We start from the raw sequence: 14,680 nt of genomic DNA on the forward strand, positions 1-14,680 counted from the left end.
GGCAGCTTGGCAACAGCCCTAACCGTGACGCGGCGCCATTAACCCTTCGTCAATCAGTTTCCCTCATCAAAGACCGGCACCAATACGATGCGCGAGCCGTCGATGACCACCTTGCCCTGTTCCCGGAAGTTCACCGTGATGCGTCCACCGATGTTGGACTGCACCTGTCCGACGCCCCAGTCGGGCCAGTCCGGATGGCGCACCAGCATTCCGGGCGTTAGGATCGCGTTCAAGTCGGTCATGAGAAGAAGGCCCGAAATGGAGGGAGGACATGGACGACGTTAACGCACGTTTGGCGACTCTGGTAGGGTCCAGGATCTGTCATGACCTGATCAATCCGATCGGGGCGATCGCGAACGGAATCGAACTGCTTGGCCTCTCGGGTCAGATGCGCGGCCCGGAATTCGACCTGATCACAAGCAGCGCACTGAACGCGGGGGCGCGGATCCGCTTCTTTCGCATCGCCTACGGCGCGGCCGGGGAGCAGATGCTGGGCCGGCAGGAAATCGTCTCGGTGCTGAACGACATCAGCCAGGCGAACCGGGTCAAGATGCACTGGACGCCGCCCGGACCACAGGCGCGCTCGGACGTTCGGCTGGCCTTCCTCGCGCTGCAATGCTGCGAAACAGCCATGCCTTTTGGCGGTTCCGTCCAGGTTGGCGAAGACGGCGGCGAATGGAGCGTCACCGGCACGGCCGATAAGATGTCGCTGAACCCCTCGCTATGGGAGCTGCTCGACCTGCAGGCAACAGGCGATATCGACATCGCCCCCGCCACCCTGCAATTCGCCCTGCTGCCCCGGATCGCACAGGAAGCTGGCCGGACCCTGCGCCACGAAGCCGGCGAGGGGCAGGTCACGATCCGGTTCTGAGCTTCACGGGCGCAGCGTGCCCTTGCCCTCGACGAGGTATTTGAAGCTGGTCAGCTGGGTTGCCCCGACCGGCCCGCGCGCATGCATCTTGCCGGTGGCAATGCCGATCTCGGCGCCCATGCCGAATTCGCCGCCATCGGCGAATTGGGTCGACGCGTTGTGCATCAGGATCGCGCTGTCGAGCCGTTCGAAGAACCGCGCGACCTCGGGGCCGTCCTCGCTTATGATGCACTCGGTGTGGTTCGAGCCATAGGTGCGGATATGCTCGATGGCTGCATCGACGCCGTCAACCAGCTTGGCCGCGCAGATCATGTCGAGGAACTCGTGGCCGAAGTCTTCGGGCTTGGCCTTGACCGTGCCGGGCACCTTGGAAAGCTCGCCCTCGGCACGCACCTCGACGCCCGCCTTCAGCAGCGCCTCGACGACGATCGGTCCGTGCTGGGTGTAGAATTTCCAGTCGACCAGAAGGCATTCCATGGCACCGCAGATCCCGGTGCGCCGGGTCTTGGCGTTCAACACCACCTGCACCGCCATGGCCGGATCGGCCGAGGCGCCGACATAGGTGTGGCAGATGCCCTCGAGGTGGGCGAAGACCGGCACCCGCGCCTCGCGCTGGACCAGCCCGACGAGGCCCTTGCCGCCACGTGGCACGATCACGTCGATATACTGCGTCATTGTCAGCATCTCGGAGACGGCGGCGCGGTCGCGGGTCGGCACCAGTTGGATCGCGTCCAGCGGGAGGTTGGCAGATTTCAGTCCCTCGACCAGGCAGGCATGGATCGCGCCCGAGGAATGGAAGCTTTCCGATCCGCCGCGCAGGATTACCGCGTTGCCGGACTTGAGGCAGAGCGCCCCGGCGTCGGCAGTCACGTTCGGACGGCTTTCATAGATCACGCCGATCACGCCCAGCGGGGTGCGGACGCGGCGGATGTTCAGCCCCGAGGCCATGTCCCATTCGTCCATGACCTCGCCGACCGGGTCCTTCTGCTCGGCCACGGCGCGTAGCCCGTCGATGATGCCGCGAATGCGGTCCTCGTCGAGCATCAGCCGGTCCAACATGGCCTTGGAGAGACCCTTGTCGCGGCCATAAGCCATGTCGAGACCGTTTGCTTCGATGATCTCGGCCCGCCGGTTCCACACCGCCTCTGCCGCGCCCAGAAGGGCTGCGTATTTGCGTTCCTGGCTGGCAAAGGCCAGCTCCTGCGAGGCCTTCTTCGCCCGCGCGCCGATATCGGCCATCAGGGCGGGAATGTTTTCGAGGTCTTTCATCGCAGTCAGCCTTCCTGTCGTGCGGCAGTCATAGTGCCATATCGTCCCGGTGGATCAAGGCAGAGCGCCCGGGGTAGCCGAGGATCTCCTCGATCTCGCCGCTGCGCCGGCCGCGGATGGCCTCGGCCTCGGCGACGGTATAGCGGGTGAGGCCCTGGCCCAGCTTCTGGCCCGCGGGGCCGAGGATCGCCACCGGATCGCCGCGCCCGAACCGGCCGTTGACCGAGGTGATACCGGCCGGAAGAAGGCTCTTGCCGCTGGAAAGCGCCGTCACCGCGCCTGCGTCGACCACGATCTCGCCGCGGGGCTTCATCGCCGCGATCCAGCGCTTGCGCGCGGCCTGCGGGTCTTCCTGAGCGGTGAACCAGGTCGCGTTTGCGCCGTCTTCCAGCAATTTCAAAGCGTTGAGAGGCGATCCTTCGGTGATCGCCATGGCGCAGCCGCCGGCGGTGGCCATCTTGGCCGCCATCAGCTTGGTCTTCATGCCGCCCTTGGACAAGCCCGACCCGGCATCGCCGGCCATCGCCTCGATCTCGGAGGTGATCCGGTCGATCACCTCGAAGCGAACGGCGGTCGGGTCCTTCGTCGGGTTTGCGGAATAGAAGCCGTCGACGTCGGAGAGCAGAACCAGCACGTCGGCGCCCACCGTCACAGCCACCTGCGCGGCGAGGCGGTCGTTGTCGCCATAGCGGATCTCATCGGTGGCGACGGTGTCGTTCTCGTTGACGATCGGGACCACGCCAAGGCCCAGCAGAGTCTCCATGGTCGCGCGCGAGTTGAGATAGCGGCGGCGGTCGGTGCTGTCTTCAAGCGTCACCAGAACCTGGCCGGTGGTGATCGCATGGGGGGCAAGCACTTCTTCATAGGCGCGGGCGAGACGGATCTGACCGACGGCGGCGGCGGCCTGCGACTGTTCCAGCGGCAGCGTGCCCATCGACAGCCCCAACACGTTGCGACCGAGCGCGATCGAGCCTGAGGAGACCAGGATCACGTCCGAGCCGCCCTTGCGCAGCCAGGCGACGTCTTCGGCAAGGGCGCGCAGCCAGTCTGCCCGCAATGTTCCGCTCTTTCGGTCGACGAGAAGCGCCGAGCCGATCTTCACCACCACACGGCGCGCGCCGATCAGGGATGCCATTTATCTTCCGCCTCGGGTGCAGTTTCCGCTTCAATCTCGGTCTTCTGAAAGCGCAGTCGGCCATCGTCAATTTGCGCCCGCAGGGCGCGCAGCACCTCGGTCACGCCGTCGCCGGTCGCGCCGGACATCAGCAGGACCGGCTCGCCCTCGGACGCCTTCTCAAGCTTGCGCCGCGCCGCCGAGCGGGTCTTCGCGTCGAGCGCGTCGACCTTGTTCAGCACCAGCACGATCGGCTTGTCTTCCAGGCCCGCGCCATATTCGACCAGTTCCTTGCGGATGGTTCGGAAATCCTTGGTGATCGTCGCCGAGGTGCCGTCGACCAGGTGCAGCAGCACTGCGCAGCGTTCGATGTGGCCGAGGAACTCGATCCCGAGCCCCCTGCCCTCATGCGCGCCTTCGATCAGGCCCGGGATGTCGGCGACGACGAATTCGACCCCGTCCACACCGACAACGCCGAGGTTCGGGTGCAGCGTGGTGAAGGGATAGTCGGCGACCTTGGGCCGCGCGTTCGAGGTCGCGGCGAGGAAGGTCGACTTGCCGGCATTGGGCAGGCCCACGAGGCCGACGTCGGCGATCAGCTTCAACCGCAGCCAGAGCGTGCGCTCCACGCCTTCCTGCCCCGGGTTGGCCCGGCGCGGGGCCTGGTTGGTCGCCGTCTTGAAATGCAGGTTGCCGAAGCCGCCGTTGCCGCCACGCGCCAGCAACACGCGTTCGCCCGCCTCGGTCAGGTCGGCGATCACCGTCTCTTCATCCTCGTCGAGGATCTCAGTACCGACCGGCACCTTCAGCACGATATCGTCACCATGCTTGCCGCTGCGCTGACGGCCCATGCCGCCCTGCCCGTTCTTGGCAAAGAAGTGCTGCTGATAGCGGAAGTCGATCAGCGTGTTCAGACCGTCGACCGCCTCGGCCCAGACCGATCCGCCATGCCCGCCGTCGCCGCCATCCGGACCACCGAATTCGATGAACTTCTCGCGGCGGAAACTGACGCAGCCGTTACCGCCGCCGCCAGAGCGGATATAGACCTTGGCCAGATCGAGGAATTTCATGATATCGACTTCCGTTGCGCCGGCGCGCGGGTTCAGAGCTTCCGGCTGTAGGTCCAGGTGGGTAACGTCGTGTCGCGCGCCAGGCAATAGCTTTCGGCATCGCCGAGATACTTGAACCCGCAACGGGTGAGTACCTGTGCCGAGGCCGGGTTGTCCTGGAACACGCTTGCGAACATCGTGGCGTTGCCAAGCGGGTTGGCCTGCACCAGCGCAGCCACGGCATCCGAGGCGAGCCCGGTGTTCCAGAACACCGGTGCGACCCAATAGCCGACTTCCGACTGGTTGCGGTCGAGCCTGACCAGCGAGATCAGGCCCATCATTTCCGAACCGCCCGTACGGCTGGCGTCCATCGCCCAGACGTCTTCGGCGCGGTTGTCGGCCAGAGAGCGCGAGATGAAGGCCTCGATGGTGCCGGGTGGCAGCGGATGCGGAATCGAGGTGGTCATCCGTGCGACCCGGGGGTCGCCGGCATAAAGCTCGATCAGGCCCAGGTCGGAACGGCGCAGCGGGCGCAGGTCAAAGCGCTCGGTCTCCACCACCGGTTGGACAACGATCTGATCCAGTTTCATTTCTCGACTCTCCTCCAGGCTTCACTCTCATCCTCGCCGGCCATCCAGACACGGGCGAGTCTCCTCCAATTACCGCACGATTGTGCGCCCTCCGTGACGCAGTTTGGCCTTTTTTAGCCAAATTGCGCCTGACGTTTCCGCGAGCGGTCTCCCTTCCGGCCGCGAAAACGGAAAGGGGACCGGCGCTATCGCCGATCCCCTGGTTTTTTCTAAACCCTTGCGGTTTCGGCTTACTCTGCGGCCTCCGCCACTGGCAGGACCGAAATGAAGGTACGGCCCTTGAGGCCCTTGTGGAAGGTTACGGCGCCTTCGGTCACGGCGAAGATCGTGTGATCCTTGCCCATGTCCACACCGTTGCCCGGCCAATACTTGGTGCCGCGCTGACGAACGATGATGTTGCCGGGAATGGCGGCCTGACCACCGTAGAGCTTCACGCCGAGGCGGCGGCCCGCGGAATCGCGGCCGTTACGGGAGGAACCGCCTGCTTTCTTGTGTGCCATGGTTGTTTCTCCTTAGGCTTTCGCCAGTTCCTTGGCCTGTTCGATCCAGCCTTCGCGCTGAATCCGGCCTTTGAACGACAGTTTCTCGTCCATAGCAGCAACGTCGTCTTCCGTCCATGCTGCGATCTGGGCGAACGAGGTCACACCGGCCTCGATCAGCTTCTTTTCGAGCGCGGGGCCGACGCCCGACAGCTTCTTGAGATCGTCGCCAGTGGCGGCTTTCGGCGCTTTTGCGGCCTTGGCCGGCTTTTCTGCCTTCGGAGCAGCAGCGGCAACAGCAGCAACGCTGACCGAACCTGCACCCACAGCGGCCTTGACGCCCGACTTGTCTGCGCCCGATTCCAGGATCTCGGTGACCCGGATCAGCGACAGCTTCTGACGGTGGCCCTTGGTGCGCTGCGAGCTGTGCTTGCGGCGACGCTTGACGAAGTGGATGACCTTGTCGGCCTTGACGAGGTCGACGACCTCGGCCTGGACGCCGGCGCCTGCGATGATGGGCGCGCCCACGACGGTCTTGTCACCGCCGAGCATCAGGACTTCGTTGAACTGGACGGTTTCGCCGGCATCAGCTGCAAGTTTCTCGACGCGGAGCATGTCTCCGGACTGAACCTTGTATTGCTTGCCGCCGGTCTTGATGACCGCGAACATGTGGTATTCCTTATCGTTGCCGCGTCCTGGGGTCCCCCATCCTGGGGCGTTCGCGGCCCGTGGGCCACCCGTGAACAGCGCGCCCCGCCAGGGGCGTCATGAGAACAAAACCCGGCACGATGGCTCGGCCGGGCGTGGCGCTTATGCGCATTTCGCCCCTGCCTGTCAACCGCAATGATGGCCGTGGCGCTAGAGATCGCGCGACGACAATGCACGCGCCGCCGCCTGTCCGATCTCGTAGTAGATCCGGTCATAGGCCGCGTCAAAACCGGAGAACAGCGCCTTGTTCAGCTTCTGCCCCGCCGGTGAGGCCGAGAAGTCGAGATAGGCCTGCATCTCGTCGTCGCTCAGGGGCCCGTAGGCCATGTAGAGAAAGCCGTTCATCCAGTCGATGGTGTCCTTGCGGACATCCGGCTCCTGCTCCCAGACGCGGTCCATGATCTCGCCTTCGCTGAGCTTCCTCTGGCCGCCGTCGCTCATCCCGCGCAGGAATCGGTAGTTCGAGCTGAGCGCGCCGGCGACGTTGCGGTCGACCAGTTCGTTGATCTTGATGAAGCGCGCGATCATCTCGATCCGCGGCAATCCACGGGCCGCAGCATCGGCGTAGGAGGCTTTGGCGATCTCGGTCACTTCCTCGTCACTCATCGCCTGGCGCGCAGACACTTCAAGCCCCATGATCCGCTGCCCGACCGGGGATTCGAGGAAGGCCAGGCATTCGGCCATCTCTTCGGGGGTCATGGTCTCGGCCAGCTTGGCGCGCATCACTTCGGTGATCCGGGCGGCATCATAGATCCGGTCGATTTCGCCCGCGAAATGCGCGCCGCCCTCGCCGCCCAGCATGTCGCCATCGAGGTCGCGGCCGTAATCCAGCCCCTCCTCGCGCAGGATCTGAACTACCGCATCAAAGTGCAATGCCTTGTCCAGGCGCATGACCTCGTCGGCCGCGTGGGCTGGAAGAGAAAACGCCAGCACCAAGCCGACCGCCATGAGAATGCGCTGAAGCAGCCCGGCCAAGATCAGAGATCCTGCTGCGGTTGCAGATTCGCCATCCGCGCCGCCAGGGCCTCGAACCGGTTCGCCGTGATCTCGTATTGCACCGCGTTAAGCAACTCATAGACCTTGCGCATCTCGGGGCCTTCCAGCGCGTCGGCATAGGCGGTCAACTCTTCATCGGTGAAGTCACGATAGGTCAGCGCCGAGGCGGCCAGCCCGCTCTTCTGGACCGACCGCAGCATCGCGCCCTCTTGAGACTTGAGCCGCCCGCGCAACTCGTCTGCGTCGACCTTCAGGTTCACGACACCTGCCGCGCTTGCCGACATCAGGAAGCGCAGCTGGATCTCCTGCATCGCCCGTACTGCCGTTTCCGCTCCGCCGATCGCCTGGCTCATCCGCTTGAACAACTCAAGCCGAGGGCTACCCGTGCGGACCAGGTCGGCAACGATCTGCTCGCCCTGGTCAGCCTTGATGTCGTCATCGGTCACATGCGCGGTGTTCTCGGCCTGGACCAGTTTCTGGCCAAGGTCGGAGGAATAGAAGTCGACCGCCACGTGCAGCATGTCATCATCAAGCGTCTGTTCTAGGATATCAAGCGCGAGGCCACGCATCACGCCGGGGGCGAAGACATCATCGGCCATCCTAGTCCATTCGATGCCGAAATCCTCGGCCTCCAACCCCAGCATCCGGGGCGCGGACTTGGCCGAGAGCGCGATGGAATCAAGCGCGACGTCGAATCCGGTAACATTCAGAAAGGCTTCGATTCGAGCGCGCTCTGCCGCGGCAGAGGGACTCGGAGCCGTGATGGTCATCAGCGCGAGCCCGAGGAATGCGACCAGGCAAGACAGCGGGCGGAACATAAAGCTATGGCGTTTCATGGCCCGAATCTAAGCTTTTTGGATCAGACGGCAACGGCAAAAAAGAACATGCCGAGAAAGGTTGGAAAGGCCCCTTGCATGCCCCCGAAATCATCGCTAAACGCAGGCCCCAGACCCCCGCGGAGAGGTGCCGGAGTGGTCGAACGGGGCGGTCTCGAAAACCGTTGTGGGTGTGAGCCCACCCAGGGTTCGAATCCCTGTCTCTCCGCCACAAACCACACCCGGGCAATTGAATTGCTCGGGTTGGGTTCTCGGCAAACAGCTTTACAACTGATCTGGTTCTGTCAGCACACTCGCTCCGATAGCCAGTGGCAGCTGACTGCTGGCTAGGGCCGATCGAGCAAAAAGTCAGGGCGGATTCCCGCCGCCTCGATGGCAGCGGCATGATCTTCTCCGGCAAAGAACCCGTAACCCGTCACCAGCGCCGAGCCGATCCCCGCTGCCTGGGCGCCGAGGATGTCAGTGTGCAGGCTGTCCCCGACCATGACGATGCGCTCGGGCGGGACTGCCGGTCCGATGCGCTTGCGGGCCACTTCGAAGATATTGCCGAATGGCTTGCCGAAAAAGCGCGGGGCCACGCCGGTCTCGTCGGCGAGCCGGTGACCGTAATGGCCGGGCTCGATGGAGAAGCCATGCTCGCGCGGTGCAACGATATCGGGATTGCCGACCCAGACCGGGCGCGGCCGGCGCGACAGTTCCGCGGCCAGCAGCAGGTGCCGCGCCTCGGTCCATTCTCCGCTGCCGAGCAGCATGAAGCCTTCGGCCCGCGCGTAGGCATCGGGGTCGTCCTCCAGGTCATGGAAATCGACCGGCAGATCCTCGCGCCCCGCGCCCCCGGGCAAGGCCAGGCCCCAGCGGATGCTCTCGCCGTTCAGGCTGGAGAGCAAGGTGCACCGGCTGCTGATTATTTCCTCGGGGGTGAAGCTGTAACCCAGGCCGGCATATTTGCGCGCCAACCCGGCGATCGTATAGCTGGCAGCATTGGTCACCACGAAGAACCGCTTTCCGGCGGCACGTATCCGCGCAATGCGCTCGGCCACGCCTGGAATGGCCGTCTCGCCAATGTTCAACACGCCGAAGGCGTCGAGCAGGAAGACGTCGAAGGCCTCGGCGATTTCCTCCAGATGGGCCACCCGTCGGCAGGCGCCGCCGGCCGTCGCCTGCGGCAGCCTGTGACGGACGGCCTCGTAGGCGGCAAATGCGGCCTTCGACGTCATTGCAATCATATGATCGCTCCCCGGACCTTGGCCGAGACCCATTCGCTGATCACCACAGCGAGCAGGATCACCAGCAGGATCAGCGAGACCTGCGGCCAGGCCAGGGTGTTCAGCGAACCTGACAGCTGCAGCCCGATCCCCCCGGCCCCGACCAGCCCCAGCACCGTACTTTCGCGGATGTTGATGTCCCAGCGGAACACCGAGATGCCGGCAAAGGCAGGCATGATCTGCGGAACGATGCCATAGACCATCACCTGCCAGCGCGAGGCGCCGGTCGCGGTGATCGCCTCGACCTGGGTCTCGTCGATCTCCTCGATGGCCTCGTAGAGCAGCTTGGCGCAGAAGCCGACCGAGCGGATGGCGATGGCGAGGATGCCTGCAAAGACGCCGGGCCCGATGATCGCGATCAGCAGCAGTGCCCAGATCAGCGAGTTTATCGAGCGGCTGGCCACGATAATGAACAGCGCCACCGGGCGGATGATCCAGGTCGAGGGTGTTGTGTTGCGGGCCGCGAGGAAGGCTACCGGCACCGCCAGCACCAGCGCAATCAACGTGCCGAGTGTTGCGATGTTGATGGTGTCCCAGATCGGCCACCACAGCTTTTCCATGTAGGACCAGCGCGGCGGCGTGGCCCGGTCGATGATATCCCCCGCGATCCGCGGCGCATCCCAGACGAAGAACCATGTGGTCGAGGCCGATATCTGCTGCCAGCACCAGACGAAGATCGCAACGCCGATCAGCCAGCCCACCCAGCGCAGCATGGCCTCGCCGGTGGTCCGGCGGCGCCACACCTTGGCGCCCGCTATCTCGCGCACCGGCATCAGCGCACCCTCGCCCGGATCACCCCGGACAGATATTCAAGCGCCATGACGATGCCGATGATGACCAGCAGGATTGCCGCGGCGGTGTCGAATTCGTAGCGGTCGAAGGCAGTGTTCAGCGTCGCACCGATGCCCCCCGCGCCGACCAGGCCCAGGATGGCACTTTCACGGAAGTTGATGTCTAGGCGATACATCGAGAGGCCGATCAGTCGCGGCATCACCTGCGGTTGCACCCCGTAGTTGATCCACTGTGTCCAGCGCGCCCCGGTGGCGCGGATCGCCTCGGCCTGCACCCGGTCCATGGCCTCGATGTCCTCGGCCAGGAGTTTCGACAAGAAACCGATGGTCGCGAATGACAGTGTGAGGAAACCGGCCAGCGGACCAAAGCCGAAGATCGCCACCAGCAGGATCGCCACAATGATCTCTTGCAGCGCCCGGCTGACCGCCACAATGGCGCGGCAGACGAGGTAGACCGGCAGCGGCGCGATGTTGCGCGCAGCGCCCAGCCCGATGGGAATCGAGATGAGGATGCCCACGACCGAGGCCGCGACTGTTATCACCACGCTCTCGACCAGCCCGTTCCAGATATCTCCGCCGCGCGAGAGGAAATCGGGCCGGGTGAAGGACATGATGAAGGCGCCGCCGCGGTCGAGCCCTTCGTAGACCCGCGACCAGTTCACCTCGACCGAGGCGATTGCAAGTACCAGGTAAACCGCTCCGCCCAGGATCAGCAGCCAGCGCAGCCAGGACAGCTTGATCAGTGGCGGCTTCTTCCAGCGCGTGCCGAGGAGCGTTTCGAGTTCCGTCGACACACCGCTCATGCCACGGCCTCTTCGGCTGTTTCGTCCGTCTTGATCGTCGCCTGCCAGTCCTCTTCCCCGTAGATCCGGGTGAGCACCTCGGGCGTCAGCGCGTCAGGAGGGCCATCAAAGGCGATCTCGCCCGCCTTCAGGCCGATCACCCGCTGCACGAACATCTGCGCCAGCGCGACGTCGTGGATGTTGATGATCGCCGCCAGCCCGCGTTCAGCGCAAAGTTCGCAGATCAGGCGCATGATCTGGCGCGAGGTCTTGGGGTCGAGTGAGGCGGTCGGTTCGTCCACCAGCAGAAGCGCCGGGTTCTGGATCAGCGCGCGGGCGATGCCGACGCGTTGACGCTGGCCGCCAGACAGCTCGTCAGCCCGCTTGTCGGCCATGGCCAGCAGGCCCACGCGGTCGAGCAGGCGAAAGGCCTCGTCCACGTCCTTCTGCGGAAAGCGCCGCAGCAGGCTGCGCCAGAAGCCGACATAGCCAAGCCGGCCCGACAGCACGTTCTCCATCACCGTCAGCCGTTCGACGAGGGCATATTCCTGGAAGATCATGCCCATCCGCCGCCGTGCCCGGCGCAGCGCGCCGGAGGACAGTGCGGTCAGTTCCACGTCGTCCAGCCAGACCTTGCCGCCACTCGGTTCCACCAGCCGGTTGATGCAGCGGATGAGCGTCGACTTCCCCGCGCCCGACGGGCCGATCAAGGCCACCACCTGCCCGATGGGCACTTCGATCTCGACGGACTTCAGCGCCTGATCGCCGGTCCTGTAGGTCTTGACCAGCTTGTCCAGCCTGAGCATCCCCACCCCCTCGTCTTGTTATGACTGTGTGGCGGCCCGCATCCCGCGGGCCGCCGTGCCAGCGATCTTATTCGCAGGCGTAGGACACGCCGTTGGCCGCGTCGATCTTGCGGATCACGTCCCAGAAGTCCTTGTAATTCATCTCGAGGAACTGTTCCTCACCGGACTTCTTGAACTCTTCCTGCAGGGACGAGCCGTCCCATTTGAACTCGAAGAAGGCCTGCTTGATCTGCTCCTGCAGCTCCGGTTTGAGGTTGTAGACCACGCCGAAGCCGGTGGTAGGGAAGGTCTGCGACTTGTAGATCGACTTGACCTGATCGGCCTTGATGACATCGCGCTCGATCATCCGCGCCATGACCGAGTTCGCAATCGCCCCCGCCGGGTAGTCCTTGTTTGCCACGCCGAGGATGGTGTTGTCATGCTTGCCCGAGAAGACCGGCTCGAAATCGCGCCCGGCAATCATGTCGTAGTCGGCCTTGAGGATCGCCGAGGGGGCCTTGTAGCCCGAGTTCGAGGTCTCCGATGAGAAGGCGAGTTGCTTGCCCTTGATGTCCTCCATCTTCTCGATGCCAGAGCCCGGAAAGGTGATGATCTCCATCTCGTAGCCGAAGCCGCCGTCCTTCGACGCCATGATTGTGAAGGGCCGGAAGCCGGCGCAGTTCACCGCCAGCGGGTTCGACCCGGTGTTGAACCCTGCGATATGCAGGCGGCCCGAGCGCATGGCCTCGATCTGGGCGGCGTTGGACTGGACCGGGAAGAAGACGACGTCCTTGCCGGTCTTCTCCTTGAGGAAATCGAGAAAATCGGCCCAGGCGGTCTTGTAGACCGCCGGATCCTCGACCGGGGTATAGGCGAAGATCAGCGTGTCGGGATCGATCCACTGGGACGAGTCGGTCGGCACATCGGCCACCAGGTCGCCGTCGACATCGCAATAGCGCTTGTCGAGATCGCCGCGCGGACAATCCTGCGCCCAGGCACCGCCTGCGGCGAACAGTGCGGTCAGCGCCGATACGGCTGCCGTGGCCATCAGTTTGGTCGGGGTCATTCGGTCTTCCTCCCTTTGGTGTTTCTCAATTCCACCGCGCTCCTCCGCGGCGGTCGTCCCAGCGTCAGTCGGCGACCAGCACCTCGACGCCCGCGTCCTCCAACGCATTGCAAATGTCTTTCTCCGGCAGCCGGTCGGTGACGACCGATGCAAAGGCCGCAAGTGCCCCCACGTGGGCCATGCCCTCATGCCCGATTTTGGCTCCGTCGATCACCAGATGCGCCTGCCCCGACCGGCGCAGCATGGAGCGCTTGATCGCGGCAAAGCCACGCACGGTTTCCGACACGCCGTCGGCGGACACGTTGGACGCGCCCAGAAAACAGCGGTCGAAGTGATGCCGTTCGATGAACTCTATAGCATCCGGGCCGACGACGGCGGCCTCGGACGGCAGGAAGTCGCCAGGACAAAGGATGACCTGAGCCCCCGCGCTCTGCCCGATCGCGGTGGCGACGGGCAGGCTGTTGGTCAGAACCGTGCATTCGGTGCCCGAAAAGGCCAGGAATCGCGCGACCTGAAGCGTGGTCGAGCCCGCGTCGATCATCACCGAGTCGCCGGGCTGCACGAGGGCCGCCGCGGCCCGCCCGATCCTTTCGCGCTCCTCCAGTCGTGCCCGGTTGCGCTCGTCGAACCCGGGGTACTGACGGTTCGGCGTCGCCGAAGCGCCACCGTGTGCGCGACTCAGCAGGCCCTCGGCAGAAAGCGCGTCGACGTCGCGGCGCACGGTTTCGGTCGAGACACCGAAGCGTTCGGCAAGCTCGGCATTGCGGACGTGCGGGCGCAACTTCAGCTCGAGCAGGATCTGCTCGCGCCGTTCAATCTTGCGCAGCCGACGCGGAGCGTACGGCCTTACCTTGTCCAGCATTGAACCTCCCTGTTGCCTCCGCCCGGATTTGACCGGATCGGCCGCCTTTCGGAGATTTTTTTGGAGAGTTGCACGTTCATGCAAGCGATTTTGTTGGAAATGACAAATTCCCTCACCGAGACCCTGCCCTTTCCGTTGCCGGGCCGTGGGACAGGATCAGCTCTCGGGAAGGCGCGCACCCCGGTTCAGGCCCTCCCGGATCCGGGAGACGATCATCCGGGTGGCTGCGCTCAGTGGCAGATCCTTGGCGGTCAGCATGGCGATCTCGGTGTCGACGCGCGGCACGAAGCGCCGCCAGACAACGCCGTCACCCAGAGGTGCAAGGGCGTTGATCGGGTCTATCAATGCGACACCGTTACCGGCGGCGACGAGTTTGCGGGCGATGGCAAAATACGAACCTGTCGTATTGCGCTCGATGGTCACACCGGCCTCGGACAGCAGACGGTCGAGTTGGCGGTCGACCATGTGATCACCCAGGATCGCGATGACCGACCGGCCCTTCAGGAGTTCCGGGCGAATCACGGTCTCGGCGGCCAAAGGATCGTCGGCGCGCATGATGCAGACACACTCCAGCAGGAAGGCCTCGGAATTGACCCCGGCCACGGGAACCGGCGTGTCGATCAACCCGATGTCGATCTGCCGCCCGCTCACCCAGGTCGAGATCTGGCGCGAGGAATGAACGCGCATCTCGACCCGGGTGCCGGGGTTGTCGGCGTGATAATGCGCGATCAACTCCGGCAGGAAATTGATCGCGAGCACGCCATTGGTCGCAATGCTGACCCCGCCTGCCGCGCCAGTGCGGATCTCATGCGCGCGCTGTTCTATCCGCGCGAGCGCGAGCAGGCTCTGCGCGACCTCCGCGTGCAGCAGCATGGCCTCGCCCGTCGGGGCAAAATAGCCGCGGTCGCGGTGAAACAGCCGAAAGCCCAGGTCCGCCTCGAGGTTGCTCAGCGCTATGCTGACGGCGGGCTGGGTCAGGTTCAGACGTTCAGCGGCACGCGAGACAGACCCGGCCTCGATCAAGGCATTGAAAACTTCGAGATGGCGCAGTTTGATCTGCATGACGAACGCTCGCATACATTAACAAATCGAATACAAGCATAATCCGTATTAAATTGATTTAATAAAATACCAAATCTACCGTTGCGTCATCCCGGCGCGCTTGAAACCGACCGGCGGGGTGTTCAGGGGGATGGATTGCAGTCGAATTCCACAAC

17 protein-coding genes and 1 tRNA gene are annotated in these 14,680 nt (G+C 64.3%); 2 read left to right on the forward strand and 16 right to left on the reverse strand.

What is annotated here, in order from left to right:
- Positions 1–53: 53 nt before the first annotated feature.
- Entirely contained in the window at positions 54–242 is a 189-nt protein-coding gene (locus IE266_RS16305; protein ID WP_189681175.1) for a DUF3553 domain-containing protein, read from the reverse strand.
- 29 nt (positions 243–271) lie between these two features.
- On the opposite strand from IE266_RS16305, the gene IE266_RS16310 reads away from it, so the two are divergent.
- Positions 272–871, forward strand: coding sequence for a histidine phosphotransferase family protein (locus tag IE266_RS16310; RefSeq protein WP_189681176.1), 600 nt, complete (start codon positions 272–274; stop codon positions 869–871).
- A 3-nt stretch (positions 872–874) separates the two neighbouring features.
- On the opposite strand, the gene IE266_RS16315 is transcribed toward IE266_RS16310, so the two are convergent.
- The 8 genes from IE266_RS16315 to IE266_RS16350 all read right to left on the reverse strand — a co-directional run bounded on the left by IE266_RS16315 (position 875) and on the right by IE266_RS16350 (position 7,846).
- Positions 875–2,140: a glutamate-5-semialdehyde dehydrogenase gene (locus IE266_RS16315; RefSeq protein ID WP_189681177.1), complete on the reverse strand. Its 1,266-nt coding sequence runs from the start codon at positions 2,138–2,140 to the stop codon at positions 875–877.
- A 28-nt stretch (positions 2,141–2,168) separates the two neighbouring features.
- A complete protein-coding gene (gene proB / locus IE266_RS16320) occupies positions 2,169–3,275 on the reverse strand; it encodes a glutamate 5-kinase (protein WP_189681178.1) in 1,107 nt (368 codons plus the stop codon).
- Complete coding sequence (gene obgE, locus IE266_RS16325; RefSeq protein WP_189681179.1) at positions 3,263–4,324, reverse strand: GTPase ObgE; 1,062 nt, start codon at positions 4,322–4,324, stop codon at positions 3,263–3,265. Before obgE ends, proB begins: the two co-directional genes overlap by 13 nt.
- A 32-nt stretch (positions 4,325–4,356) precedes the next feature.
- Positions 4,357–4,893, reverse strand: coding sequence for a GNAT family N-acetyltransferase (locus IE266_RS16330; RefSeq protein WP_189681180.1), 537 nt, complete (start codon positions 4,891–4,893; stop codon positions 4,357–4,359).
- A gap of 230 nt (positions 4,894–5,123) precedes the next feature.
- Positions 5,124–5,393 (reverse strand): 50S ribosomal protein L27, encoded by a 270-nt coding sequence (rpmA, locus tag IE266_RS16335; RefSeq protein ID WP_189681181.1) that lies wholly within the window; start codon positions 5,391–5,393, stop codon positions 5,124–5,126.
- Between the two features lie 12 nt (positions 5,394–5,405).
- Complete coding sequence (locus tag IE266_RS16340; protein ID WP_189681182.1) at positions 5,406–6,041, reverse strand: 50S ribosomal protein L21; 636 nt, start codon at positions 6,039–6,041, stop codon at positions 5,406–5,408.
- Positions 6,042–6,230: 189 nt separating this feature from the next.
- A complete protein-coding gene (locus IE266_RS16345) occupies positions 6,231–7,055 on the reverse strand; it encodes a DUF2059 domain-containing protein (protein WP_189681183.1) in 825 nt (274 codons plus the stop codon).
- A gap of 2 nt (positions 7,056–7,057) precedes the next feature.
- Positions 7,058–7,846: a DUF2059 domain-containing protein gene (locus tag IE266_RS16350; protein WP_229864192.1), complete on the reverse strand. Its 789-nt coding sequence runs from the start codon at positions 7,844–7,846 to the stop codon at positions 7,058–7,060.
- Between the two features lie 187 nt (positions 7,847–8,033).
- Here IE266_RS16350 and IE266_RS16355 point away from each other — a divergent pair.
- Positions 8,034–8,123 (forward strand) — tRNA-Ser (locus tag IE266_RS16355).
- 115 nt (positions 8,124–8,238) lie between these two features.
- On the opposite strand, the gene IE266_RS16360 is transcribed toward IE266_RS16355, so the two are convergent.
- From IE266_RS16360 to IE266_RS16390, 7 genes are all read right to left on the reverse strand, one after another.
- Complete coding sequence (locus tag IE266_RS16360; RefSeq protein ID WP_308434601.1) at positions 8,239–9,129, reverse strand: HAD-IIA family hydrolase; 891 nt, start codon at positions 9,127–9,129, stop codon at positions 8,239–8,241.
- 5 nt (positions 9,130–9,134) lie between these two features.
- On the reverse strand, positions 9,135–9,950 hold the full coding sequence (gene phnE / locus IE266_RS16365; protein WP_189681184.1) for a phosphonate ABC transporter, permease protein PhnE: 816 nt from the start codon (positions 9,948–9,950) through the stop codon (positions 9,135–9,137).
- A complete protein-coding gene (phnE, locus tag IE266_RS16370; RefSeq protein WP_189681185.1) occupies positions 9,950–10,771 on the reverse strand; it encodes a phosphonate ABC transporter, permease protein PhnE in 822 nt (273 codons plus the stop codon). Before phnE (IE266_RS16370) ends, phnE (IE266_RS16365) begins: the two co-directional genes overlap by 1 nt.
- On the reverse strand, positions 10,768–11,556 hold the full coding sequence (gene phnC, locus IE266_RS16375) for a phosphonate ABC transporter ATP-binding protein (RefSeq protein ID WP_189681186.1): 789 nt from the start codon (positions 11,554–11,556) through the stop codon (positions 10,768–10,770). The genes phnE (IE266_RS16370) and phnC overlap by 4 nt, the downstream gene beginning before the upstream one ends.
- Before the next feature lie 67 nt (positions 11,557–11,623).
- Positions 11,624–12,583, reverse strand: a complete 960-nt coding sequence (phnD, locus tag IE266_RS16380) for a phosphate/phosphite/phosphonate ABC transporter substrate-binding protein (RefSeq protein ID WP_373310586.1) — start codon at positions 12,581–12,583, stop codon at positions 11,624–11,626.
- Between the two features lie 82 nt (positions 12,584–12,665).
- Entirely contained in the window at positions 12,666–13,463 is a 798-nt protein-coding gene (locus IE266_RS16385) for a DeoR/GlpR family DNA-binding transcription regulator (protein ID WP_189681188.1), read from the reverse strand.
- Between the two features lie 156 nt (positions 13,464–13,619).
- Positions 13,620–14,525, reverse strand: coding sequence for a LysR family transcriptional regulator (locus IE266_RS16390; RefSeq protein WP_229864194.1), 906 nt, complete (start codon positions 14,523–14,525; stop codon positions 13,620–13,622).
- Between the last annotated feature and the right edge of the window lie 155 nt (positions 14,526–14,680).

The organism is Seohaeicola zhoushanensis (assembly GCF_014656415.1).
GTDB classification, from domain to species: Bacteria; Pseudomonadota; Alphaproteobacteria; order Rhodobacterales; family Rhodobacteraceae; genus Seohaeicola_A; species Seohaeicola_A zhoushanensis.

What these genes read in the sequence shown, in the direction of transcription:
- IE266_RS16305 (WP_189681175.1), bottom strand. Translation starts at nt 242, where the DNA reads ATGACCGACTTGAACGCGATCCTAACGCCCGGAATGCTGGTGCGCCAT.
- IE266_RS16310 (WP_189681176.1), top strand. Translation starts at nt 272, where the DNA reads ATGGACGACGTTAACGCACGTTTGGCGACTCTGGTAGGGTCCAGGATC.
- IE266_RS16315 (WP_189681177.1), bottom strand. Translation starts at nt 2,140, where the DNA reads ATGAAAGACCTCGAAAACATTCCCGCCCTGATGGCCGATATCGGCGCG.
- proB (WP_189681178.1), bottom strand. Translation starts at nt 3,275, where the DNA reads ATGGCATCCCTGATCGGCGCGCGCCGTGTGGTGGTGAAGATCGGCTCG.
- obgE (WP_189681179.1), bottom strand. Translation starts at nt 4,324, where the DNA reads ATGAAATTCCTCGATCTGGCCAAGGTCTATATCCGCTCTGGCGGCGGC.
- IE266_RS16330 (WP_189681180.1), bottom strand. Translation starts at nt 4,893, where the DNA reads ATGAAACTGGATCAGATCGTTGTCCAACCGGTGGTGGAGACCGAGCGC.
- rpmA (WP_189681181.1), bottom strand. Translation starts at nt 5,393, where the DNA reads ATGGCACACAAGAAAGCAGGCGGTTCCTCCCGTAACGGCCGCGATTCC.
- IE266_RS16340 (WP_189681182.1), bottom strand. Translation starts at nt 6,041, where the DNA reads ATGTTCGCGGTCATCAAGACCGGCGGCAAGCAATACAAGGTTCAGTCC.
- IE266_RS16350 (WP_229864192.1), bottom strand. Translation starts at nt 7,846, where the DNA reads ATGACCATCACGGCTCCGAGTCCCTCTGCCGCGGCAGAGCGCGCTCGA.
- IE266_RS16360 (WP_308434601.1), bottom strand. Translation starts at nt 9,129, where the DNA reads ATGACGTCGAAGGCCGCATTTGCCGCCTACGAGGCCGTCCGTCACAGG.
- phnE (WP_189681184.1), bottom strand. Translation starts at nt 9,950, where the DNA reads ATGCCGGTGCGCGAGATAGCGGGCGCCAAGGTGTGGCGCCGCCGGACC.
- phnE (WP_189681185.1), bottom strand. Translation starts at nt 10,771, where the DNA reads ATGAGCGGTGTGTCGACGGAACTCGAAACGCTCCTCGGCACGCGCTGG.
- phnC (WP_189681186.1), bottom strand. Translation starts at nt 11,556, where the DNA reads ATGCTCAGGCTGGACAAGCTGGTCAAGACCTACAGGACCGGCGATCAG.
- phnD (WP_373310586.1), bottom strand. Translation starts at nt 12,583, where the DNA reads ATGGCCACGGCAGCCGTATCGGCGCTGACCGCACTGTTCGCCGCAGGC.
- IE266_RS16385 (WP_189681188.1), bottom strand. Translation starts at nt 13,463, where the DNA reads ATGCTGGACAAGGTAAGGCCGTACGCTCCGCGTCGGCTGCGCAAGATT.
- IE266_RS16390 (WP_229864194.1), bottom strand. Translation starts at nt 14,525, where the DNA reads ATGCAGATCAAACTGCGCCATCTCGAAGTTTTCAATGCCTTGATCGAG.